21 protein-coding genes are annotated in these 22,875 nt (G+C 45.2%); 12 read left to right on the forward strand and 9 right to left on the reverse strand.

Annotated features, from left to right (window positions below; genetic code table 11):
• Position 1 precedes the first annotated feature (1 nt).
• Complete coding sequence (hflC, locus tag KI659_RS05665) at positions 2 to 940, forward strand: protease modulator HflC (RefSeq protein WP_213944392.1); 939 nt, start codon at positions 2 to 4, stop codon at positions 938 to 940.
• Between the two features lie 107 nt (positions 941 to 1,047).
• Positions 1,048 to 1,482, forward strand: coding sequence for an SRPBCC family protein (locus tag KI659_RS05670; protein ID WP_213944393.1), 435 nt, complete (start codon positions 1,048 to 1,050; stop codon positions 1,480 to 1,482).
• Here the strand turns inward: KI659_RS05670 and KI659_RS05675 are convergent.
• Positions 1,479 to 1,949, reverse strand: a complete 471-nt coding sequence (locus tag KI659_RS05675) for a Fur family transcriptional regulator (RefSeq protein WP_213944394.1) — start codon at positions 1,947 to 1,949, stop codon at positions 1,479 to 1,481. The genes KI659_RS05670 and KI659_RS05675 overlap by 4 nt on opposite strands.
• Positions 1,950 to 2,128: 179 nt before the next feature.
• Here KI659_RS05675 and KI659_RS05680 point away from each other — a divergent pair, with 179 nt between their 5' ends.
• From KI659_RS05680 to KI659_RS05705, 6 genes are all read left to right on the forward strand, one after another.
• On the forward strand, positions 2,129 to 3,373 hold the full coding sequence (locus tag KI659_RS05680; protein ID WP_213944395.1) for an aspartyl protease family protein: 1,245 nt from the start codon (positions 2,129 to 2,131) through the stop codon (positions 3,371 to 3,373).
• 107 nt (positions 3,374 to 3,480) lie between these two features.
• A complete protein-coding gene (locus KI659_RS05685) occupies positions 3,481 to 7,188 on the forward strand; it encodes a PAS domain-containing sensor histidine kinase (protein ID WP_213944396.1) in 3,708 nt (1,235 codons plus the stop codon).
• Between the two features lie 64 nt (positions 7,189 to 7,252).
• Complete coding sequence (locus KI659_RS05690) at positions 7,253 to 7,843, forward strand: LemA family protein (protein ID WP_213944397.1); 591 nt, start codon at positions 7,253 to 7,255, stop codon at positions 7,841 to 7,843.
• Between the two features lie 11 nt (positions 7,844 to 7,854).
• The gene (locus tag KI659_RS05695) at positions 7,855 to 8,289 is read left to right on the forward strand and encodes a TPM domain-containing protein (RefSeq protein WP_213944398.1); all 435 of its coding nucleotides are present in this window, start codon (positions 7,855 to 7,857) and stop codon (positions 8,287 to 8,289) included.
• Between the two features lie 3 nt (positions 8,290 to 8,292).
• Positions 8,293 to 9,117 carry a TPM domain-containing protein gene (locus KI659_RS05700; RefSeq protein WP_213944399.1) on the forward strand — a complete coding sequence of 275 codons (825 nt, stop codon included), beginning with the start codon at positions 8,293 to 8,295 and terminating at the stop codon, positions 9,115 to 9,117.
• Positions 9,118 to 9,212: 95 nt separating this feature from the next.
• Complete coding sequence (locus KI659_RS05705) at positions 9,213 to 10,985, forward strand: sodium:solute symporter family protein (protein ID WP_213944400.1); 1,773 nt, start codon at positions 9,213 to 9,215, stop codon at positions 10,983 to 10,985.
• On the opposite strand, the gene KI659_RS05710 is transcribed toward KI659_RS05705, so the two are convergent.
• Complete coding sequence (locus KI659_RS05710) at positions 10,982 to 11,320, reverse strand: DUF6787 family protein (protein WP_213944401.1); 339 nt, start codon at positions 11,318 to 11,320, stop codon at positions 10,982 to 10,984. The two genes, KI659_RS05705 and KI659_RS05710, sit on opposite strands and share 4 nt — an antisense overlap.
• 4 nt (positions 11,321 to 11,324) lie before the next feature.
• Positions 11,325 to 13,046 carry a M14 family metallopeptidase gene (locus tag KI659_RS05715; RefSeq protein WP_213944402.1) on the reverse strand — a complete coding sequence of 574 codons (1,722 nt, stop codon included), beginning with the start codon at positions 13,044 to 13,046 and terminating at the stop codon, positions 11,325 to 11,327.
• A gap of 192 nt (positions 13,047 to 13,238) precedes the next feature.
• On the opposite strand from KI659_RS05715, the gene KI659_RS05720 reads away from it, so the two are divergent.
• Positions 13,239 to 14,366 (forward strand): AAA family ATPase, encoded by a 1,128-nt coding sequence (locus KI659_RS05720; protein WP_213944403.1) that lies wholly within the window; start codon positions 13,239 to 13,241, stop codon positions 14,364 to 14,366.
• A 37-nt stretch (positions 14,367 to 14,403) separates the two neighbouring features.
• Here the strand turns inward: KI659_RS05720 and KI659_RS05725 are convergent, their stop codons facing one another.
• From KI659_RS05725 to pdhA, 4 genes are all read right to left on the reverse strand, one after another.
• Entirely contained in the window at positions 14,404 to 15,726 is a 1,323-nt protein-coding gene (locus KI659_RS05725) for an aspartate kinase (RefSeq protein ID WP_213944404.1), read from the reverse strand.
• A 56-nt stretch (positions 15,727 to 15,782) separates the two neighbouring features.
• The gene (gene ribH / locus KI659_RS05730; protein WP_213944405.1) at positions 15,783 to 16,259 is read right to left on the reverse strand and encodes a 6,7-dimethyl-8-ribityllumazine synthase; all 477 of its coding nucleotides are present in this window, start codon (positions 16,257 to 16,259) and stop codon (positions 15,783 to 15,785) included.
• Between the two features lie 87 nt (positions 16,260 to 16,346).
• Positions 16,347 to 17,066 carry a tetratricopeptide repeat protein gene (locus KI659_RS05735; RefSeq protein WP_213944406.1) on the reverse strand — a complete coding sequence of 240 codons (720 nt, stop codon included), beginning with the start codon at positions 17,064 to 17,066 and terminating at the stop codon, positions 16,347 to 16,349.
• Between the two features lie 192 nt (positions 17,067 to 17,258).
• On the reverse strand, positions 17,259 to 18,281 hold the full coding sequence (pdhA, locus tag KI659_RS05740; RefSeq protein WP_213944407.1) for a pyruvate dehydrogenase (acetyl-transferring) E1 component subunit alpha: 1,023 nt from the start codon (positions 18,279 to 18,281) through the stop codon (positions 17,259 to 17,261).
• 170 nt (positions 18,282 to 18,451) lie between these two features.
• Here pdhA and recF point away from each other — a divergent pair, with 170 nt between their 5' ends.
• Positions 18,452 to 19,558: a DNA replication/repair protein RecF gene (recF, locus tag KI659_RS05745; RefSeq protein WP_213944408.1), complete on the forward strand. Its 1,107-nt coding sequence runs from the start codon at positions 18,452 to 18,454 to the stop codon at positions 19,556 to 19,558.
• Here the strand turns inward: recF and KI659_RS05750 are convergent.
• Positions 19,555 to 19,971, reverse strand: a complete 417-nt coding sequence (locus KI659_RS05750) for a DoxX family protein (protein WP_213944409.1) — start codon at positions 19,969 to 19,971, stop codon at positions 19,555 to 19,557. The genes recF and KI659_RS05750 overlap by 4 nt on opposite strands.
• 147 nt (positions 19,972 to 20,118) lie before the next feature.
• Between KI659_RS05750 and KI659_RS05755 the strand changes: the two genes are divergently transcribed.
• The gene (locus KI659_RS05755; RefSeq protein ID WP_213944410.1) at positions 20,119 to 20,430 is read left to right on the forward strand and encodes a P-II family nitrogen regulator; all 312 of its coding nucleotides are present in this window, start codon (positions 20,119 to 20,121) and stop codon (positions 20,428 to 20,430) included.
• Positions 20,430 to 21,647, forward strand: coding sequence for an ammonium transporter (locus tag KI659_RS05760; RefSeq protein ID WP_246535303.1), 1,218 nt, complete (start codon positions 20,430 to 20,432; stop codon positions 21,645 to 21,647). Before KI659_RS05755 ends, KI659_RS05760 begins: the two co-directional genes overlap by 1 nt.
• A 38-nt stretch (positions 21,648 to 21,685) precedes the next feature.
• On the opposite strand, the gene KI659_RS05765 is transcribed toward KI659_RS05760, so the two are convergent.
• Positions 21,686 to 22,588, reverse strand: a complete 903-nt coding sequence (locus KI659_RS05765) for a sugar phosphate nucleotidyltransferase (RefSeq protein WP_213944411.1) — start codon at positions 22,586 to 22,588, stop codon at positions 21,686 to 21,688.
• Between the last annotated feature and the right edge of the window lie 287 nt (positions 22,589 to 22,875).

Raw genomic sequence — 22,875 nt, forward strand, 5'->3', positions numbered from 1 at the left:
TATGAGAAAGAATAATATTGGCTGGATAGTTTTGGGCGCGGTAGCTATTATTCTACTGACGAGCAGTATTTATATTTTGGATGAAACCCAACAGGCTATCGTGACGCAATTTGGTAAGCCCGTGGGCCAGCCAAGGACGAGCCCAGGCCTTCACTTCAAGACGCCATTTATCCATAAAGTGCAGTTTTTTGACAGGCGCTACTTGGAGTGGGACGGAGATAAAAACCAAGTACCCACCAAAGACAAGAAGTTTATCTTTGTGGATACTTATGCCCGCTGGGAGATCACCGACCCCCTGCAGTTCTTCATCAGGCTGCGGGATGAGCGATCAGCGCAATCCAGGCTGGACGATATTTTGGACGGAGAAACCAGAAATGCCATTGCTAGTCATGAATTATTGGATCTGGTGAGATCAACGAACAGAGATCCAGAGGTGACGGAGGATTTTATGGAGGAAATAGAGATTTTGGAGGATATCAACGTGGGGCGTGCCCAGATCGAGCGGATCATTCTGGAAAAGGCCAACCAGCGTACCACCGATCTCGGAGTTCGGATCTTGGACTTCAGGTTTAAAAGAATGAACTATGTGGATGAGGTGAGAGATAGGGTGTATGATAGAATGATCAGTGAACGAAACCGGATCGCAGACCAATTCAGATCCGAAGGACAGGGAGAAGCTAGAAAAATCGAAGGTAATAAAGAGCGTGATTTGGCACAAATCCAGTCGGAGGCCTTCCGAGAGGCGGAGGAGATCAAAGGTAGAGCAGATGCTGAGGCTACCAGGATTTATGCCTCAGCTTACAACAAGAACAGGCAATCGGTGGATTTGTACAAGTTTTTGCGAACTATGGAGAGCTTTGAGAAGTCCATGGATGATAAGACAAGCTTGATCATTTCCTCTGATAGCGAGTTTTTCAAGTATCTGAACAAGCTGCCTTAAAAAGGTTGTGTAAAATAAAATGTTGATTAGTCCCCTTAAGTAAAAATATGCTTGAGGGGACCTTTTTTTGTGGAAAACAAAAGATTAAATTTTTGACTTTATATCCCATGAGAATCAGCATCAAAACTTTGGTAAATCAGGACTTGGGCAAGGTAAAGTCCCAGTTTAACAGTAGCCTTCTGGAAAAATTAAGCCCCCCGTTTCCAAAAGTGTCCATCAAGCGCTTTGACGGGATCGATTTGGAGGACCAGTTTGAGATGGAGTTGAACTTTGGGTTTTTCAAACAGCAGTGGAAAGGAAAAGTTACCCGCTCTTATGAAGGAAAGGAAACCTTTTTCTTTATCGATGAGGGCAATAAGCTTCCGTTTTTTCTAAAATCCTGGAAACATCAGCACCTGCTTTTGAGCAAAAACGGGAAAACGGAAATTGTGGATAACATCACTTTTGAGGGTAAGGTTTTTCCCCTTACCCTGTTGCTTTATCCAGCCATGTATTTGCAGTTTTTGTACCGTAAGCCTATCTATAGGCGGCTTTTCCGTTAGCCGAGCTTTAGGTTTTCACAATCCGGAATCTGGCAGTCCCCATAGAGAACCAGGGAATGGCTGGAAATGGCCGATTGGAATTCTTTTCCCATGGCTTCCTTGATCAGGTTGATCCTTTCGTCAGAAAACTCACGGATCTTCCGGCATTGATTGCAGACATGGTGGTCATGGTGCTTGTAAGTAAGGGCCTGCTCGTAGAGGGCCACTTTGTCTTTGAACTGATGCTTAACCGCCAGTCCACATTCCACCAGCAGGTCGAGGGTATTGTATATAGTGGCTCTACTGATGGAGTAGCCCTTGTTTCTCATCAAAAGGAACAGCCCTTCGACGTCTATGTGTTCATCCTGCGGTAGGGCGTATAGCTCATCGATCACCGAAAACCTTTCCGGTGTTTTGCGGCTCCCCTGCCTGCTGAGGAAATTTTCAAAAATCTTCTTTGCCTTTTCTAAAACCGACTTTTCTGCCATAAGAAATTGTAATAATCAATAAAGATGCAGGATTTTTCAATTTTTTCAAACCAGGAGGTTTTAATATGCTGTTATTTGCTATCATTCTAAATAATCGACTAAAACTTGCATGGGAATTAGGCTTTAGGAATGGGAAGACAAAAAATATTTATATATTAATGGGCAGGATTAAACCCATTATGATCAAACCCAGACTCTTATACATCATTTTTCTATTGTTTTTTGCCTTCGAAAGCTTTGGCCAGGTGCCGGGGTTTTTCATGGAAGAAGAGCAAAACCGGGTGGAAATGCAGTTTATTTCCAACAACAACCTGATCATCCTGCCTGCCTCTATCAATGGAGGACCCAAATTAAACTTCCTAATTGATACCGGGGTAAAGTCCAACCTGCTTTTCAGCAAAACCATCGGCGATCAGCTTGACCTTTTTTATTCCCGAAAGATCAACCTCATGGGAGCCGATGGCAAAACCGTGCTCTCGGCCTCCATCAGTCCCAATAATGAAATCCAAATGGACGGTGTGGTAGGCAGGGTTCAAGCGTTATTGGTCTTGGATGAGGATTTTGTGGAACTGGAAAGAGTGGTGGGGATTCCCATTCATGGGGTGATCGGGCATGAGTTTTTCAAGCTTAACCCGGTAAGGGTGGATTACGACAACAATATCCTCACTTTTTTCAGGGAAAACAGATTCAGGAGGAAGCCCTTTGGTTACAAAAGAATGAAGATGACCCTGGAGAATGGCAAGCCCTATGTCACCAGCATTATTAGGCAGTCTCCTGGGCCTACCCTGCAGGCCAAGCTGCTCATAGATACTGGGGCAAATCATGGGCTGCTTTTGAACCAAGAAACCTCCGAGGAAATAGTATTACCGGAAAGGACTTTGGAAAGTGATCTCGGAACAAGCTTAGGGGGGGACCTGACCGGCGAAGTTGGGAGGGTGAGAAAACTGACCGTGGGTCGCTTGAGGTTCAACGATATAATTACTTCCTATCCTGATGAAACGCAATTTTCGGATATCATTATTGAAACGGGAAGGCTTGGCAGCTTGGGCTCGGATGTGCTCAGCCGGGCACTCATCATCTATGATTATCCGCAGGAAAGGCTTTATTATAAACGGGGCAGGGCGTACCGGCAACCTTTTGAGTTTGACATGAGTGGGCTTACGATCCGCATGCCGATGATAGCCGAAAAGCGCTTTTTTATTGAGCAGATCAGAAGCGACTCCCCAGCGGAGAGGAGCGGCTTCAAGGTGGGGGATGAAATAGTGGCCGTCAATGGCATTCCGGTAGAGTTTTGGAACCTGCCCGATGTCACAGAATTGTTGAGAAGCCGGGATGGCAGAAGGGTCAAGGTGGAGGTGCACCGGATCATTAAAGATGCCAAGGTCAATTTGGTAAAGGACCTGAGGCTTGAGCGCCAGATTTAAAGAGTAAATGGCCTATTTCCCACAAAATAATATATTCAATATAAATTGTTGAAGTCAAGATAAATAGGCTATTTTTGGGAAACTACTTGTGTAATTGATTAGATAAAATGGTGGTAGAAGCCGACTTAAATATTGAGAATATACTTTTAACTCTCAAAAAACATCCAAATCAGCGTTTTGAGTTACTATATCTTTCTACAGCCCTTAAGAAATTTCTGAATGAGGGGGAGAAAGAGATGCAGGATTCCTTTTTCGAGAGGCTCATGCCTACTTTGGACCGGCCCTTCTTTGCCAAAATGTTTGCGACAGTAGGAAGTGGGGTTCAGATCTGCACCCCATTTGTCCTCAATCCATACATGTTTACTTTTGCGCAGCTGGAAGGCTGCGTGATTGCTCAGGAAGACAAGTCTTATCTGTGCAACATCCTGATATTTCAGCAACCCGCACCGAAGGAAATCCACCTCAGCTGGTTGCTTACCCCTACTGGGGAGGTGATATGCTATGAGAAAAATCAGCTGAAGAAAAAGCTGAACACCCTCCGCGAGATTCAATACTTCCTTTTGGAAAGGTTCAATTTTTTGAACAGCAATGATCTAGAGCGCTTCCTTCAATCTGAAGCCAATTCCAAGTTTGAAATATTCAGCAAGCAATTGTTTATAAAGTCCGAAATGCTCCAAAATGGGCACAGGATGATCTCCATTTGCTATGGTTCGGCAGACAATGAGCTGGATATCGTGGATGAGGAGGTTTACGATCAGGTGATCAAGCAGCAATCTGGGGCCATATATTACGAGCACGAAATCGGGAATAAGGTAGTCAGATGGTCAGGTGCTATTGAAAAAGTATTAGGGTACACTCAGGCCGAATTTAAGGATTTTTCAGTTTTGGATTGGTCTGATTTGATCCATCCCGATGATCGTGGTTCATTGATAACAGGTTTTGATGAAAAACTTGACCTAGAGCAGACCCTCGATGTGGTCTACAGAATGAGAAACAAGGCTGGGGAGTATATTTATGTTCATGATTTGGCCAAGCCGTTTTTTCAATCTGCCACGGGCAAAATGTTTGTCCTTGGAGCCATACGTGATATTTCTGAGCTTAAGCAGGCCGAGATGGACCTTTTGGACAACAAGTCCAAGCTCAAAGAGCTCACCGGAGTAGTGCCAGGCATGGTGTACATGTTGAAAAGAGGCGTGGGGGGATTCCGACAGTTTATGTTTGTGAGTGAGGGGTCCAAGCAGCTTTTTGAAGTGGATGCTTCGGTTTTCACAGATTCTGTACAAAGCCTTATCGAACTCATCCACCCGGAGGATGTGGAGGAAGTTTTGAGAATTGATGAGGAATCTTTCTTGGCGGGGACCAAATTCGAATCGCATTTCAGAATTATTACTCCAAGCGGACAGACTAAGTGGATTTATGGAGCTTCCAACAAACTAGAGCAGTATGAAAACGAATACATTTGGGCGGGATTTTTCATTGACATTACCTATACCAAGGAGAAAGAAACGGAAGCTCAATTTAATTATTTAAAATACCGCTCCCTATATGAGGAGAGTCCATTGGCCATTATACAGTTTGATTCCGGTGGGAAGATTCAGGGCCTGAACAAAAGGTTGCTTCAAAAGCTGAAACTGGATAATGAGGATGTTTTAGTGGGAAAAGATCTGCGTGAAATTTTGGATGGGAAACCTGCCTATAAAGCGTTTCAGGATGCCCTTCGTACCGGGGAAGGCTTTTATGAGGGCCCATACTTGACCTATTACCATAAGATAGGCTACTATGTAAGAATCACGGTCAAATCCATTGAAAACAGTGAGATCCTTTTGGCCACTATTGAAGATTTGACTGAGCAGGAATTCATCCAGAATATATTAAACAAGGTAGCGGACATTTCGGCCCAGCTCAAAGGGACGGAGTTTTTCAATAAGCTCTGCGAATTGCTCACCCAAAGGCTGGGTATCAGATACTGTATGATAGGGGAATTTTTGCCCAAGTCAGGTGACATCCGCACGCTGGCGGTGGCCAAGGCTGGGCAATTATTGCCCAATTTCAACTATCCACTGGAACACACGCCTTGTTCCACGGCGATTTACCATGCAGAACACCATCCGGTCATCATCAGGGATGGAGTGGCTGACGAATATTATAAGGATAAAATGCTGGCTGATCTTAAGATCGTGTCTTATGGGGCCATTTCGATTCTGGATGCAGAAGATAACAAGATCGGGATATTGACTTTTATGGACGATAAGCCAATGGAGAATGAGGAGAACATTTCCAAGATCCTCAAAATCCTTGGTGACCGTATTGGAGTGGAGATGCAGCGCGTAAAGTATGAGCAAGAGCTTGTCACCACCAACCACCTGCAGCAGGCTATTCTGAATGGCGCCGATTATGCCATTTTCTCTGTGGATAACCATTTCAATATTAATCTGATCAATGCCAAAACCCTGGAGATTTTCAACATTGATAACAAGGATCAACTGTTGGATATCAGGCTGATTGATAAAAATAAGTTGATCAGGCTGAAGAGCCTGATCGCAAAGGCGTCTAGGTCAAAGAATTATTCCTCTTATTTCCACCTGCCGATACCGGAAGGTGAACATAGAGAGCTGAAAATTTCTGTAGTCACCCTTGGGGATGATCGGGATAGCAATTATGTGATTTTTGCTGACGACATCACTGAAAGAACCTCTGCGGAGAAAAAACTTATAGAATCAGAGCAACTTTACCGAAGCATTGCCGAAAACTTCCCGAAAGGAACGGTAGATGTGCTGGATAAAGACTTGAGGTATATTTATACCGAAGGAAAGGAATATCAGCACCTAGGCATGAACCCTAAGGAGCTGATCGGTTCTTTTCATCTTCTCAAATACGAAGCAGAGGTAGCCGTGGAGGCAAAAACTCATTTGGATGCGGTGCTCCATGGTGAAACGGTGATGTATGAAATCACGTATGGCGGCCAATATTATCTGAAAAGTGGGGTTCCCTTGACCAATGCGGACGGCGAAATTGACCGGATACTATTGGTAACCCAGAACATCACCGAATCCAAGAAATCCGAAAAGGAAAGGGAAAAGCTCATTAAAGACTTAAAGTCCCATAATGAAGAGTTGCAACGGTTTGCATATATCGTTTCCCATAATCTGAGGGCTCCGATTGTCAACATTTCGGCGTTGCTGAATCTTTACGATGAAGAAGATCCTGCTGACCCTGAAAATAAAGAGGTGATCGAGAACCTGAAGATCTCCACCGAACTGCTCAGCGCCACCCTCATGGATCTCATCGAGGTGGTTTCCATTAAGAAGCAGAAGGTTCCAAAAGTGGAGCATCTCAGCTTCCAGCATGTTATCAACAATGTGGAAAGAAGCCTTTATCAGCAAATTGTTGAGTCTGGGGTGAAAATCACCACAGATTTCAAGGAAGCGCCTGACATTAATTATGTTTATTCGCATCTGGAAAATTTCTTCTTGAATTTCCTGACCAATGCCATCAAGTACAAGCACCCGGAGCGTCCGCCTGCTCTGCATGTGGAGTCATATAAAATGGGTGAATTCCATGTGATAGCTTTCTCTGACAATGGTATTGGGCTTGACCTAGAGCGGTATGGAGACAGGTTGTTCGGACTTTATCAAAGGTTCCATTCCCATGTCGATGGGAAGGGCCTGGGGCTTTATTTGGTAAGAGAACAAATCAGGGCTTTTGACGGTGATTTGACCGTGGAAAGTGAGCTAGGAAAAGGCACGACTTTCAAGGTTTTCCTGAAGAGCATGGCGCTCAAAGACCCCGTAACCGAACCCTCAATTAACTCATAAAAAGGCAACCCTATCGGCTTTCTTCCGTGTTTATTGCTAAATTTGAGTATAATTTAGCATTGATATGAAAAAAGCATTAATTCCGATTATTGTGGTGGCCTTAGTTGGCCTTTTTATGTACACCAAAGCCGTTGGGGTTTACAACCAGTTTGTACAAAAAGAAGAAACCATCAACGGGCAATGGGCTGAAGTGGAAACCCAGTATCAGCGCCGGGCGGATCTTATCCCCAATTTAGTAAATACGGTGAGAGGATATGCTGACTTTGAGCGTGAGACGCTCGAAGGGGTAATCAACGCTAGAGCCAGAGCCACTTCTGTAAATGTGAATGCAGATAACCTCACTCCTGAACAGATTGCCGAATTCCAAGGCGCCCAAGATCAATTGAGCGGTGCGCTGAGCCGTCTTTTGGTAAGTGTGGAAAGATATCCGGAACTCAAAGCCAATGAAAACTTCCGTGACCTACAGGCCCAACTGGAGGGAACTGAAAACCGGATTGCCGTAGCCCGAAGAAACTTTAACCAGTCGGTGCAAAGCTACAATGCTGAATTGAGAACTTTCCCCAACAACATATTTGCTGGATGGTATGGATTTGACCGCAAAGGCTACTTTGAGGCCACTGCAGGTGCAGAGCAGGCTCCAACGGTACAGTTTTAAATTCACTTACTATGCCTGAAAAACTCTTTTCCCCCCAGGACAGACAGATAATCATAGATGCGATCAAGCAGGCCGAAAGAACCACTTCCGGTGAGATACAGGTCCATCTGGAGAACCATTGCTCCGCAGATGTGATGGATCGGGCTGCGGAGGTTTTTGAATTGCTGAAGATGCACAAAACCCAATACAGAAACGCAGTGCTATTTTACCTGGCCGTAGAGGATCACAAATTTGCCATCCTTGGTGATGCAGGGATCAACCGGGTGGTTCCCCCACATTTCTGGGAGGATATTAAGGAGGCCATGCTAGCCCAATTCAAAAACAAGGAATACACTGAAGGTTTGCGTATAGGCATAGAAATGACAGGCCAGCAACTACAGGTGCATTTTCCTTATGACCAAAAAGGGGACGACAACGAGCTCCCTGATGAAATCTCTTTCGGATAAAACATGTCTTTATTTCCCAAATACTTCCTATTGCTTTCCTTATTCTTGGTTTTCGGAAATGTCTTCGCCCAATCTGAGGGTGATTTTCCTCCGGTGCCATCTCCCCCCAGGCTGGTAAATGACTTTGCCGAGGTTTTATCCAGTTCTGAGCGCAATCGATTGGAACAAAAGCTGGTGGCCTATGCTGACAGCACCAGCAACCAGGTAAGTATCGTGCTCATCAAATCCATCGGGCCTTATGATATCAGCGATTATACATTTCAGTTGGGCGACCGATGGGGCATAGGTACGAAGGAAAAGGAAAACGGGGTTTTGATTCTGGCAGCTATGGAAGACCGAAAGGTGTTTATCGCTACCGGTTATGGGCTGGAGGGTGCCATTCCCGATGTGATGGCACGCAGAATCGTTGACCAGGTAATTGTGCCAAATTTCAGAATGGAGGGTTACTATCAGGGACTGGACAAAGCCACCGATATGATCATCAAGCTGGCAGCTGGAGAGTACCAAGCTGACCGTGCCCAGCGCCAAGGTAATTCCGGAGGGGCAATCTTTTTCTTTTTGTTCTTCCTATTTCTGTTTGTCATCCTTCCGATGATTAGAAACAAAAGCGACAACAACAACCACATGGGTGGCCGTGGAGGCGGGGTGGATGTCTTTACCACCTTGATGTTGATGAATATGCTCGGTGGAGGCAGAAGCCGTGGCAAGTACGGGGATTTCTCATCCGGTCGGGGCTCATTCGGAGGCGGCTCCTTTGGCGGGGGTGGCGGCTTCGGTGGTTTTGGCGGCGGCAGCTTCGGAGGGGGCGGTGCCGGAGGAAGTTGGTAATTTTCCACTTGTCATATAATTGATAATATAAGCAGGTAAACTTTTGAGGTTTGGCGCTTAAATGATAATATAGCCGATTAATTTAACCTGCTGTTATGCTAATTAGTAATATCGATTGGGCTATCATAGCCGCATTTTTTGTTGTGTCCATGCTGATAGGCGTGATTACCTCCCGACAGGCGGGTAAAAACGCCAAAGAGTTTTTCCTTTCGGGTAGAAACATGCCCTGGTGGCTTTTGGGGGTTTCCATGGTGGCCACTACCTTTTCTGCCGATACTCCAAACTTGGTAACCGATATTGTAAGAAAAAACGGGGTGTCAGGAAACTGGGTTTGGTGGGCATTTCTGCTTACCGGCATGTTGACAGTCTTTGTTTATGCCAAATTGTGGAGACGGTCCAAAATAACCACTGACTTGGAGTTTTATGAAATTCGCTATGGCGGGAAGCCTGCTGCTTTTCTGAGGGCTTTCAGGGCGCTTTACCTGGGAGTGTTTTTCAACATTGTTATTATGGCTACCGTATCTCTGGCGGCTATCAAGATAGGCGGTGTGATGCTGGGGCTCACCCCTATCCAAACCATGTTGATTGCCTCCATTGTAACCGTATTTTATAGCTCTTTGGGTGGTTTGAGGGGAGTATTGTTGACAGATTTCTTTCAGTTCTTTATATCCATCGCCGGATCATTTGGAGCGGCTTGGTATATTTTGCAACAACCTGAAATAGGCTCCCTGGATGCCTTGTTTTCCAACCCACAGGTTTCGGATAAGCTTAACCTGCTTCCGGATTTTTCCGATTCCACTACGCTGATCCCGCTTTTGATTGTGCCCATTGCGGTGCAGTGGTGGGCCACTTGGTATCCTGGTGCTGAGCCGGGAGGTGGGGGCTACATTGCCCAAAGGATGCTTTCTGCCAAAGATGAAAAGAATGCAATTGGAGCCACCTTGTTTTTCAATATCGCCCATTATGCACTCCGGCCTTGGCCGTGGATAATTATCGCCCTTTCTTCGATAATAGTATTTCCTGAAATAAGTGATTTAAAGGTGGCTTTCCCGCACCTTCCGGATGACAAGCTGAATGATGACCTGGCCTATCCCGCCATGCTTACCTTTTTGCCTGTAGGCCTGTTGGGCATAGTGCTCGCTTCTCTGATCGCCGCCTTCATGTCCACCATTTCTACCCACCTCAACTGGGGGAGTTCCTATGTGGTAAATGATTTTTATGTGCGCTTCATCAAACCTGATGCATCTGACAAGGAACAGGTGATGGTGGGCCGACTGAGTACCGTGCTTTTGATGGTATTCGCCGCTTTCTTGGCTCTTGAACTTCAGAACGCATTGCAGGCATTTGAGATCTTGCTTCAAATTGGAGCAGGGACGGGACTGATCTTTATTTTGAGATGGTTTTGGTGGAGGATCAATGCTTTCACGGAGATCACGGGTATGGTTGTTTCATTCGTGGTGGCCATCTATTTTGAGCTTTATCACGAAAAATTGGGCTTTGAAGCGCTGTTGAGCCATGAAAAGCTGCTTTGGGGTGTAACTATCACAAGTATTTCATGGATCTTGGTTACCCTATTGACTAAGCCGGAAAAAGATCAGGTGCTCAGAGGTTTCTATAAATTGGTACACCCTGCGGCTTATGGTTGGAAAAAATTTCTGCAAAGAAACCCAGACATCCAACCGGAAAAAGGGCAGTTGCCATTTGAAATCAGCCTGATGCTGGCAGGATGCATTACGGTGTACTGTACCCTGTTTGCCACCGGTTTTTGGATTTATGGGAATATAGCCGCAGGGATGGTGTCCACTGGGGTGGCCGTTGCAGGTGGCTTGTTTATGTTGCTGGGCTGGAAAAAAATGAAGGTGGATTAACTATCCACCTTTTTTCTTGACCTGCTGAAAAGTCTTACCAGTTTTTTTTCCTTTTCCCAAAAGAATGAAAACTGGCCGAAGACGAAGCCGTAAAATAGAAGTACAATCTGATAAAGGGGAAGCACAAACAGGAAATATAGGGTGCTTTTCCAAAAGCCCCCGGTGCTCATATCTATGCCCATCAAATCTAGTAGTGGCTTTTTGATCACCATAATGGTAGTCCCAGTAGCGGCAAACACCAACAATACCAAAACCACTTGCCACATACTTTCCAAACCCCATTTGGCTTGAAGTTTTTGAAGGAAAGAGGGTGATGATGTCTTCTGTTTATTCATATCTTTAATTTTCTATTCTATATATAGGATAGCGGTTGTGTGCTTTTTCCTTCCAAGGGCTATTCTCAAATACCCATCTAAGCTGGGCGGCGCCATTATCGGCAAATTCCGGATCATTGGCCTTGAGCTCCTCCAGCTCATTTTTAAGCTCCGGGTTGTCGTCCAAATACGTTGCGGCCAGGTCTTCAAAAACATAGGCCGAATATCCTTCCTTAGCCTGCAGGATCATGTCGAAATAGTTCCAAGAAAAGAAACTGTCCTCGGCTTGCGGTTCAAGGACCTCCATAACAAAACGATTGCTTTCTTGATTCATTTCAAGTAAGATATCTCCTTTTTTTATCAAAACTGTTTCCTCCTCTTTGGACACCTTCACTTTGCTGTGATTGAAGTGCCCCTCATAAGCCCTTTTGGAGGTTTCAAAGTCCTCTATGTGGTAAACCTGCACCTTCATCATAGTGTCGGCTTTTATTTCTTTTAAACTCACCTTGTTTCTTTCTAGATGCCTGATCACATTGTGCCAACCTTGGGGAATGATATAGGCCTGTGGCTTGCTCAAAGTCAAGCTGGGCTCGTAAGTATTGTAGTACTTTACTTCTGCTTCAAAGGGTTTGCTTCGGTCGTAGTATAGACGGTCCTGGCCGGAAATTAAGCTTTTCTTTGTCCCAGACTCAAATCCCAAAAACTTGATCAACTCAAACTCTTCCCTATTTGGGATGTGGTTAAAGCCGAAATCTGGTTTTTGCCGGGTTTGTTCCTTGGCCTCACGCTGCAGAGCCAATATTTTGTCTCCGTCCTTTTCCACCTTCTCAAGAAAAACCTGAAGCAGGGCATACATGCTTTCTACTCTATCTTTGTAACTTTTCAGCATGTGGGCTTCCGGCATAAAGCTCAAGGTATGAAATAGCGATGCATAGCCGCTGCTATACCTGGGGCCATCCTTAAACTGGACCCAGCCGTTTTCCGGTGGCCCACCCCAGGCGTTGACATAGGGGACCAATGGATATTCCCGCTCTTCCATTTTTTCAAAGAGGAAAGGTATCATTTCGGTTTTCAAATAGCTTCCCAAAGGCTCGGCCATGCGATCGTGCTGGGTAGGAATCAACGTCATGATATGCTGATAATCTGCCCCATTGCTGGTATGGGTGTCGATGAAGACTAAAGGACTCAAAAAATGGAAAATCTCATGAAAAGAAGCCGCGTTTCGTGTGTCTGCTTTGATGAAATCCCTATTTAGGTCATAATTTCTGGCGTTTCCCCTAAAGCCGTACTCTTCTGGTCCATTTTGGTTTACCCGGGTAGTGGAGTTGCGGTTGAGATGCCCCCCTATGTTATATACCGGAATAATGGCCAGAATAATGTCCTCACGGAGGGCAAACTTTTTCTCGGCCAAATCCCGAAGCAACATCATAGAGGCGTCTATGCCAGCTGGCTCCCCAGGGTGGATGCCGTTATTTATAAAGACAATCTTCTTGCCTTCCAATTTCCATGTGGCTGAGTCAAATGCCCCCGATTGGTCGTAAATTGTCAGATGCAAGGGAAAACCACTGTCGGTTAATCCTTTTTCCAATAATTTTACGTGCTCATGTGTCTCGGCAAGAGCCTCGTAAAAGCCAATAATCTCAGGATACGGGGCCGTTTGATTGCCTGAACTTGCCTCGTACAGTGTGGTTTGTGCTGCTGCGGAATGAGTTATTAGCGAGCAAATAGCAAAATATAAAAAACGCATATTGTCCAAATTTTGGATGAAGATACTAAATAACCAACATTCTTCGCCTATTGGAAAACCTAAGATTATAACGTAACTTACGTGACGTAAAATGCGTGACGTAAAGTACGTGACGTAAAGTACGTGACGTAAGTTGCGTGACGTACTTTACGTGATGCTTAGATGTGGATTATCATATAAAATAGGCTTGAAATGAGCAAAAAACCATTTAACCCTTTTCCTCTTCTCTCCTACAGGGGCAAGAAATACTTCTGTGATCGGGAAGGGGAGCTTTCCACAATGCTTGATCATCTCCAAAATGACCGTAATATTGTGCTTTATTCATGGAGGAGAATGGGTAAATCTGCCTTGATTTATCGCCTTTTTGATGAATTGGAGTCGGGTAATTTTGAGTGTTTATATGTAGATTTCTTAGCCACAAGGAGTGTAGAGGATGCCATAAATACACTTACACAAGCCCTTTATGAAAAATACGGGAAGACTAAAACCGGAATTTCAGCTACCATCCAGAGGCTGTTTTCCATTTTGGGCGTGACTGTTGGGTTTAACGCACTTACGGGGGTTCCTGAAATCAATTTCAAGGTGAATTCCACCGCTGTTTCCGAACATTCCTTATCGGCATTAGGCCAGTTTTTAAGCGAAAGAAAAAAAAGGGTCGTTGTGGCCATAGATGAGTTTCAGCAAGTGTCAAACTATGAAAACGGGCATGCAGAGGCGGTTTTTAGGACATGGGTGCAGCAGTTTCCAGACATTAGGTTCATATTTAGCGGCAGCCACAGAAAAATGATGGTCAGTATGTTTGCTGAAAAGAACCGGCCATTTTACCATAGCGCCCAATTGTTGGCTTTGGACCCAATACCATTTGAAAAATATGCGCCTTTTATCCAAGGGCATTTTGAGGCAAGGTCTAAAGAAATATCCCTGGAACAAATCGAAACAATCTACCAATGGGCTAGAGGGCAGACTTACACCATTCAGCTCATCTGCAATTTTTTGTTTTCACACTGTGTGAAAGTCAGTGATGGGGATATAATATTGGTGCTGGATGAGATTTTGAACCAACACCAGGAGATGTTTGGCAGCATGGCTAAAATGCTCACCAAGACGCAATGGAGGCTTTTTAAGGCCATAGCCAAGGAAGAGCCTCTCCATTCCCCCCAAAGTAAGGATTTTCTGCTGAAATACGGGTTGGGGGCAGCCAGTACCGTTGGCACGGCCCTAAAAGCCCTGGAAAGACTTGAGCTGGTAGTCGAAGAAGATGAGGGTGGATATATCGTCCACGAGGTACTATTATCCAGATGGATGGCTAGGTTAGTCTAGTTTTACTTAAAAAGCCAACCCGAGGGCTGGCTTTCTTTTAATTGAAGGTGAACAGGCTCTTGTTGAGGGTTCGGAGCGCATCATTTTTGATGGACGTATTTACCAGCAGAGACACATTGTGGCGGCTGCCGCCATAGGATACCATCCGGATGGGGTATTCGATCATGGCATCCATGATATCCTTCAAGGTTCCTTTGCTTTCTGCGACCATGTTGCCGACTATGCAAATGATACTTTGGTTCTGATCCACTTCCACCACACCAAAGTGCTCCAATTCTGCAATCAGCTCCGCAAGATGGGTTTCGTCATCAATTGTCACCGAAAGGGCTACCTCTGAAGTGGTAATCATGTCAATCGGTGTTTTGAATTTCTCAAAGATTTCAAAAACCTTTCTCAAGAATCCGTAAGCTAGAAGCATTCGGCTGGATTTGATTTTAATGGCCGTAATGCCGTCCTTGGCCGCAATGGCTTTCACCCCTTGCCCTTGTTCCTCAGCGGTAATGGTGGTTCCCAAAGCCTCGGGTTGCATGGTGTTGAGCAGCTTTACCGGCACATTGTACATCTGGGCAGGCCAAATGGAAGCAGGGTGTAGAATTTTGGCTCCAAAATAGGCCAATTCAGCCGCTTCATCAAAAGACAGCTGCGCAATCGGTTTGGTCTGGTCTACGATCCGGGGGTCATTGTTATGCATCCCATCAATGTCCGTCCAGATTTCGATCACCTCGGCATTTAATGCCGCGCCTATAAGGGAGGCGGTGTAATCACTTCCCCCTCTTTTTAGATTGTCGATTTCCTTTCGGTGGTTTTTGCAGACAAACCCCTGGGTTATAAACAGCTTCTGGTGAGGATAGTCGGACAGAATTGCCTTTAGCCTTTCCTCAATTTTGAGCAGTTCCGGCTCCTGGTTTTCATCTATACTCATGAAGTCGATGGCAGGCAGGAAAACGGCATCTATGAACAATTCATCCAGCAAGGTGCAAAACAACTTCGTGGACAACAGTTCCCCCTGTGCCAGGATGTCACGGTTGATGGCCTCGTTGAAGTTAATTTTTAAGATAATGTTCAGAAACTCGAAATGCTCTTGGATGATGCTGAGCGCTTTGGCCCTTCCGGCATCGGTTCCCAATAGCTCAAGGTAGAAGCTTTCATAATGGCTTTGCAGTTCGTCAATTATGAGCTTTGCCCCTTTCTTGTCGGCATGGCTCAAAGCCTCCCCGATCTGAACCAGGGCGTTGGTGGTGCCGGCAAGGGCAGAAAGGACAACTATTTTTGGGGAGTCATCCTGAATAATGAGGTCTTTGACCTGGTGCATTCTTTCGGGTTTGCCGACAGAAGTGCCACCAAATTTCATGATTTTCATAGCTGAAAGACTTCCGTTTTTGAAAACGGAAGGGATAGGGTTAAATAAATAGTTGGTTAAAAGCCCAGCATTTTGATGGCGGTGATGGCAGCTTCGTCGCCTTTGTTGCCATGTTTGCCACCTGCGCGGTCCAATGCCTGCTGCTGCGTGTTGGGTGTTAATACACCAAAGATGACCGGTTTGTTGTATTTAAGGCTCACATTTGTGATGCCGTGGGCCACGGCGTCACAGATGAAGTCAAAGTGCTTAGTCTCGCCTTGGATCACACAGCCAAGACAGATCACCGCATCGATCTCCTCGATTTCGGCCGTCCACTGGGCGCCAAGCGATAGCTCAAAGGAGCCCGGTACGTCTTTTCGGAAGATGTTTTCCTTCTTTGCCCCATGCTTGAGCAGGGTGCTGATAGCTCCTTCATAAAGGGCTTCGGTGACATCCTCATTCCACTCTGACACCACCACGGCAAATTTCTTGTCACTGATGTCCGGGATGTTGCCTGATGAGTATTCGCAGAGGTTTTTAAGTTGGGTAGCCATAAGTTGGTGAGTTTTGATGGGTAGTAAAAACAAAAAAGAGTAAGACCAATGGGCCTTACTCTCTCTAAAATGCTCTGCACAGCAGCATTACCTAGAGGCAAGGCCTTCTAAGCGCGCTTTATGCTTTCGTGCTGCAGTAAATTCATATGACTCGAAGTATTTCTCTTCGATTTGCTCGTAAGTCTTGATTGCATTGTTGATATCACCGTTTTCCTCATAGGCAATAGCCAGTTTGTTCAAATAACGAGGGGTGAAAAACTTGTTTTCCTTGTAATCAGCAGCTCTTTTGTATGAGCTGATGGCATCGCCAACCTGTCCAAGTTCCATCTGGGCATCGCCGATCAAGGCATAAGCTCTGGCCTGAACAAAGAAGTCGCTCGAAGAGAATTTCTTAAGGTGATCGATGGCTTTCTGGTGCTCGCCTTCGGCCAAATAAAGAGATCCGGTGTAGAAGTGCGCCAGGTTTGCAGCGTCCGTACCGCTGTACTTGTCAATGATAGTTAGGAAACCGGCATGCTCACCGTCACCGTTCAAAGCCAAGTCAGCTTCGTCCTGCTCCCAGTAATATACTGCCTGGAACATTTCGGCTTGGGCCACTTTGTTTTGGTTTGCTTTGTGGATCTGAAAACCGATAACACCGGCGATGACCAAAACAATAGCAATGATTATCCCACCTACAATTTTGGAATTCTCTTTCAAGAACGCCTCTCCTCTTCCTAACCTGTCGGCAATCACATCTGGATTTTCCAGAAGTTCATTTGCCTGCTCTTGTTGTGCTTTTACGTTTTTAATGTCTGTCTTCGCCATTTTTACTAATTTTCAGTCGCAAATATAGAGGATGTTTTATTTAATAGCAATATCTTATTTCCCCTCTCATTCGCCAATAACTAAAGGAGCTTGGCAAATGAAGCCCTAATATTAGGACATTCTTTTGTCTAATAAAAAAATAACCCCCAAAATGATTTCATTTTGGGGGTTAAAATATCTTATATGGCCAATTTATTCCATCACAAAAGGATAATCTTCCTGAACATACACGTCCTTGAAGGCATCCTGTCCATCAGGCCAAGGTGATTCTTCGGCAAATTTCACCGCATCTTCTACCTGCTTTTTCACTTTCTTGTTGATTGCCTCGATTTCTTCTTCGGTCAGGATGTTGTTGTCCAAAATGGTTTTCTTCACCTGCTCGATTGGGTCACGCTGCTTGTATTCTTCCACTTCCTCCCTGGTTCTGTATTTCTGGGGATCGGACATGGAGTGCCCTTTATACCTATAAGTTCTGAATTCCAACAATGTTGGTCCATCACCTTTTCTGGCTCTTTCCGCTGCTTCAGCTACTGCCTCGTGAACAGCTTCCACGTTCATACCGTCCACTGGGAAAGAAGGCATATCGTAAGACTCACCAATGGTAGAAAGGTCTTCCACGTTAGAGGATCTCTTCACGGCTGTACCCATGGCATAACCGTTGTTTTCTATGACGAAAATCACCGGAGCTTTGTAAAGCATAGCCAAGTTGAATGCTTCATGGACGGCACCTTGTCTCACCGCACCATCACCCATGTGGCAGATGCAAAGGTTTTTGGTTCCTTGGTATTTTTCGGCAAAGCCGATTCCAAGACCCATAGGCACCTGGGCACCCACGATACCGTGTCCACCTACGAAGTTAACTTCCTTGTCAAAGATGTGCATGGAGCCACCTTTACCCTTAGTGGTACCGGTAGCCTTGCCATAAAGTTCAGCCATTACAGCACCCGGGTCAGTGCCTAGTCCCAACGGATGGGCATGGTCACGGTAAGCAGTGATCCACTTGTCATCCTTTTCAAGTGCCGTGATGGCACCGGAAGCGCAGGCCTCCTGGCCAATATATAAGTGACAGAAACCTCTGATCTTCTGCTGTCCATAAAGTTGGCCTGCCTTTTCCTCAAACCTTCTCATGAGCAACATGCTCTCATACCAATAGGTATAGGTCTCCTTTGAATATTTTGCTTTCGCCTTGGTTTTATTCGAACTCTTCTTCGCCATATCGAATTTTGTATAAATAGCCTAAGTTTGCGGGTCAAATATAGGCCATGTTTCGCTGATTAGCAAAACCTTTCCATGTTTTGGAGCCTGCCTTGGACCTATTAGTAAAGGCTTTTCCGTTTTCTATATTGGTACAATAAATGTACTTTTATGCTCCCAAACCATTCCTTATGCACCTGAAAAACATCAAGCTCAACCAGTTCAAGAATTATAAACAGGAAAGGGCTGTGTTTTCAAAAGAGATCAACTGCTTTTTGGGAATGAACGGAAGCGGGAAAACCAATCTGCTAGATGCCATCCACTACCTATGCTTTACCCGCAGTGCTTTTAATTCCATTGATTCCCAAAACATCCTGCATAATGAAAGCTTCTTTACTATAGCAGGGGAATTTGATAGGGAGGGAAAAGATCTGGAGCTGCGGTGCATTTTTGAGGCGGGAAAAAAGAAGCAGCTTGTCTTGGCCGGAAAGGCCTATGAGAAAATGAGTGACCACATCGGGCAATTTCCCGTAGTGATGATTGCCCCCGATGATATACAGCTGATCAAAGGCGGAAGCGAGGATAGGCGGAAGTTTGTCGACAGCATGCTTTCGCAGCTAGACCGTAATTACCTGCAATCTCTGGTGCGGTACCAGCATTTTCTCAAGCAGAGAAACGCGCTTTTGAAACAGTTTGCCGAGGGTGGTAGATTTGATAAAGAATTGTTGGAACCCTATAATATAGAGTTGATTTCCCTCAGTAAGGTGATTTCCCAGAAAAGGTTGGAGTTTATTGAAAACTTCAGTCCTAAGTTTGAGCATCATTACAGGGTGATTTCGGATAGTAAAGAGGCGGTTTCGGTTGGCTATGAAAGCCATTGTGAACCGGAGGGCTTTGAAAAAGTGTTTAGGGACTCCCTGCACCGGGATTTAGCTTTGAAAAGAACTAATAAAGGGATTCATCGAGATGATTTTGCTTTTGAAATAGATGGGTTTCCCTTAAAAAAATACGGCTCTCAGGGTCAGCAGAAAAGCTATTTGATTGCCTTGAAGCTTTCCCAGTTCCAGGTTTTGGAAGAGGGGATGGGCGTGAAGCCGATTCTGCTTTTGGATGATATCTTTGACAAGCTGGATGATGCCAGGATAGAAAAAATGGTCAGCCTGGTGGCCGACCATCAGTTTGGGCAACTTTTTATCACCGACGCCAGACCGGAAAGGTCCAAGCAGATTTTGGCATCTATTGATTCCGAAAAGGCCTTTTTCCGAATTGATAACGGGACCATTCGGGCCGAAGATTAATATTTTTTTCGTTTCATCATCTGCCCGTCCATGGAGTAGATGCCTGCTCCCCGCAAGAATAAAAATATCCAGGAAAGCAAAAATAGGAGAGGCAATTCTTTGTCCGAAAATCCCTCCCCAGCATGGACGACAAAGGAAATCACGAACATGTTAATGATTAAAGGGATCAAAGCCAATCGGGTGGCAAAACCCAGTGCTACAAGGATAGCGCAGAAAAACTCCGCAAAAATCACCAGCTGAAGGGAGAAAGCAGACCCTATGCCCAATGGATCAGGGAAGGAGCCCAGCCTTTCGCTGAAGTTAAGGATCTTTGCCCAGCCATGGGTCATCATCATCAATGACACCCCAACGCGGAAAATCAACAGTCCAACATCGGTGAAGAAGGGTCGGGTGGAAAATATCAATTGTTTCATGAGCGTGTTATTTAGAAAAACTTCCCCGCAATAAATATTCCGTTTAAAGAATACCAATTTTAAGATATTTATGTTTGAGTCTCAAGGCCGTTTATCAAACAATTCCCTTTAGGGCTTAGTTGGGCAATAATGATGACCGAAAAGCCTATGCTAAAAATAGAGTCTTACTTGCCGATGGATGAGCTGGATGCCTTTCTTGATAAGATAGGCTCTGAAAAGGTCCTGAACATTAATTTTTATCAGGTAAGCAATGTATCCCTGATCAAAGGCAAAGGCACGCAATATCGGGGAGTGCCTTCTTCGACAAATTTTTCTGATAGGATCAAAATCGAATTGATTATCCATTCCGAACAGCTTGACGAGGTCATCAGTTTAATAAAAAACCATTTGGAGCCCAATGTGGGAATAGCAGTGGTAGAAATCAGGGAATTTCTTATCCCATCCAAAACAGAGGCGTAATGGGGGAAAACCTGATGCTAAATAACCTCTGGATGATCATGGCCACCATTCTGGTCTTTATCATGCATATTGGATTTGCGGCCCTGGAGGCTGGGTTAACCCGGCAGAAAAACACGATCAACATCCTTTATAAAAATTCCATTATCCCCTCCATTGGCATTCTTACCTATGCTTTCATTGGGTATAATATCATGCATGCCGAAGACTTAAAAGGACTTCTCCGAATTGGAGTCTATTTTCCCGACGGAAATGACGGGTTTGATACCATTGATGATCAATATACCAACTACACGCATTTTATTTTTCAGGCCATGTTTGCGGCTACCTCCGCCACTATCGTTTCGGGAGGAGTGGCGGAGCGGATAAAATTACGGCCCTTTTTGCTTTTTTCCACCTTTTACATCGGCCTCTGTTTTCCTATAGTGGCCCGATGGAAGTGGGGAGGTGGCTTTATGGATAATTGGGAGGTTCCTTTTTATGATTTTGCCGGGAGCACCCTGCTTCACAGTGCGGGAGGCTGGGCGGCCCTGATAGGTGCCATAGTGGTAGGGCCAAGACTGGGGAAATTCACCAATGGAAAAATCAAGGCTTTTCCTGGGCACAACATTCCCTTGGCTACTTTGGGCGTATTTCTTCTTTGGTTCGGCTGGTTTGGGTTTAATGGTGGTTCCCTGGGCTCCGCAGAGCCGGGGCAGCTTTCCAGGATCTTTGTCACCACGGGTGTGGCTGCTGCGGCCGCATCGGTGGGGGCGCATTTTACCTCTTACTACCAATTCAAAACCTTTGACGTGACCATGGTCCTCAATGGGATTTTGGCTGGACTGGTGGCCATTACTGCCGGGGCCGATGTGATGAATATTTGGCAGGCAGGGCTGATAGGCTTTGTGGCGGGGGTGATGGTGATATTTGGGGTGATTTTTATGGATAAAATCAAAGTAGATGATCCCGTAGGTGTGGTCCCTGTCCATCTTTTGAGTGGGATATGGGGCACTCTGGCAGTGGGGCTGATTGGTGAAAAGGCTGGTTTGGGCCAGCTTTTGTCTCAAGGGCTGGGTATATTAATTGTGGGAGGATTTTGCGTAGGGTTCAGTTTGATATTCTTTCTTGCCATCAAAAAAGTCTTCGGCTTGAGGGTCCCCGAATCTGTGGAAAAAGAGGGACTTGATATCCATGAGCACAGCATGCATGCTTATCCGTATTTTGGCAGGAAGGAATAAAAAAAAGCCATGCTATTGTTCGCATGGCTTGAAGGTGTTTAGTTCCACAAGTTTTGGGGATATTCCCCTTCCTCGTGAAGTTTTTTAAGTGAGCTGATCACCTCAGGCTTGTCGTCTGTGTAGGTAACGCCAAACCAGGTCTTGCCGCCGGCAAGGATTTCCACAGCAGCCTTGTTTTCCTGAATCAGGTGATTGGCCACAGTGGGAATATAAAATTCCGACTTGGGATTGGTGTAGTTGTTTTTCAAAAACTCCGACCACATGTCGTTGATGGCCTCCATAAAGGAAGGATGAAAGCCCCAGCAGTTCATGGAAGCTTGGGCAGTAGGCGCTAACTCTATAGCCTCACCGTTCATCTTGGTCACGATTTTATCACCGTCTCTACCGATATCGGTCGTCTCTACCATGCCCAATAACTGGTTTTCCTCGTTGGTTTCGCAGATGCCTCTAGAAACGGTTCCGTTTTCGGAAAGCACGTTTTGAAGCTCATACCCTACCATGCAGTGGAGGTTTGGCTGCACGCCATTGCTCAGAAACTGCGAAAGCACTTTGAAAGCCTCCTGTCCATAGAAATCATCTGCATTGATGACCGCAAAAGGCTCCTTGATCACATCTTGAGCGCAAAGCACTGCATGGGCCGTTCCGTATGGCTTGGACCTCTCTGGATTGTTGTATTCAGAAGGAACAAACGAATCCAGGGATTGAAGCACAAATTCCACTTCGATCTTTCCTTCCAGCTTTGGAAGAAATTTCTCCTTCACTTCTTCCAATATTTCTTTTCTCACAATAAAAACTACCTTGCCAAAACCCGTGCGGATGGCATCGTAAATGGAATACTCGATGATGGTCTCCCCATTTGGTCCGAATCCGTCTATCTGCTTATTTCCTCCATATCTGCTGCCCATTCCGGCGGCCAGTACTAAAAGTGTTGGTTTGCTCATTTTTCTATATCTTATTTTCGTTTTCTGATCAAAAGCCCAAAACTAAAGAATTTATTCCAAGCTAGGAATCCATTAGGGACTTTAATAGTGCACCATTCCCCATAAATTGCGCCAAAGGTGTCGCTTGTTGCAGAGTAAATATCCGTATTGGTACTAGCGTGAAATTAGCGATTATTAACTTTCACATACTTTAATTCGGTCTATCAGCTCCTACGCCTCCTCTTTGCCTCCTCTTCGCCTCCTCTTCGGGTCCTCTTCGACAAAAAGCATTTTTAATGCTTAATTGA

Origin of the sequence: Litoribacter ruber, from assembly GCF_018449405.1 — a bacterium.
Lineage (GTDB): Bacteria > Bacteroidota > Bacteroidia > Cytophagales > Cyclobacteriaceae > Litoribacter > Litoribacter ruber.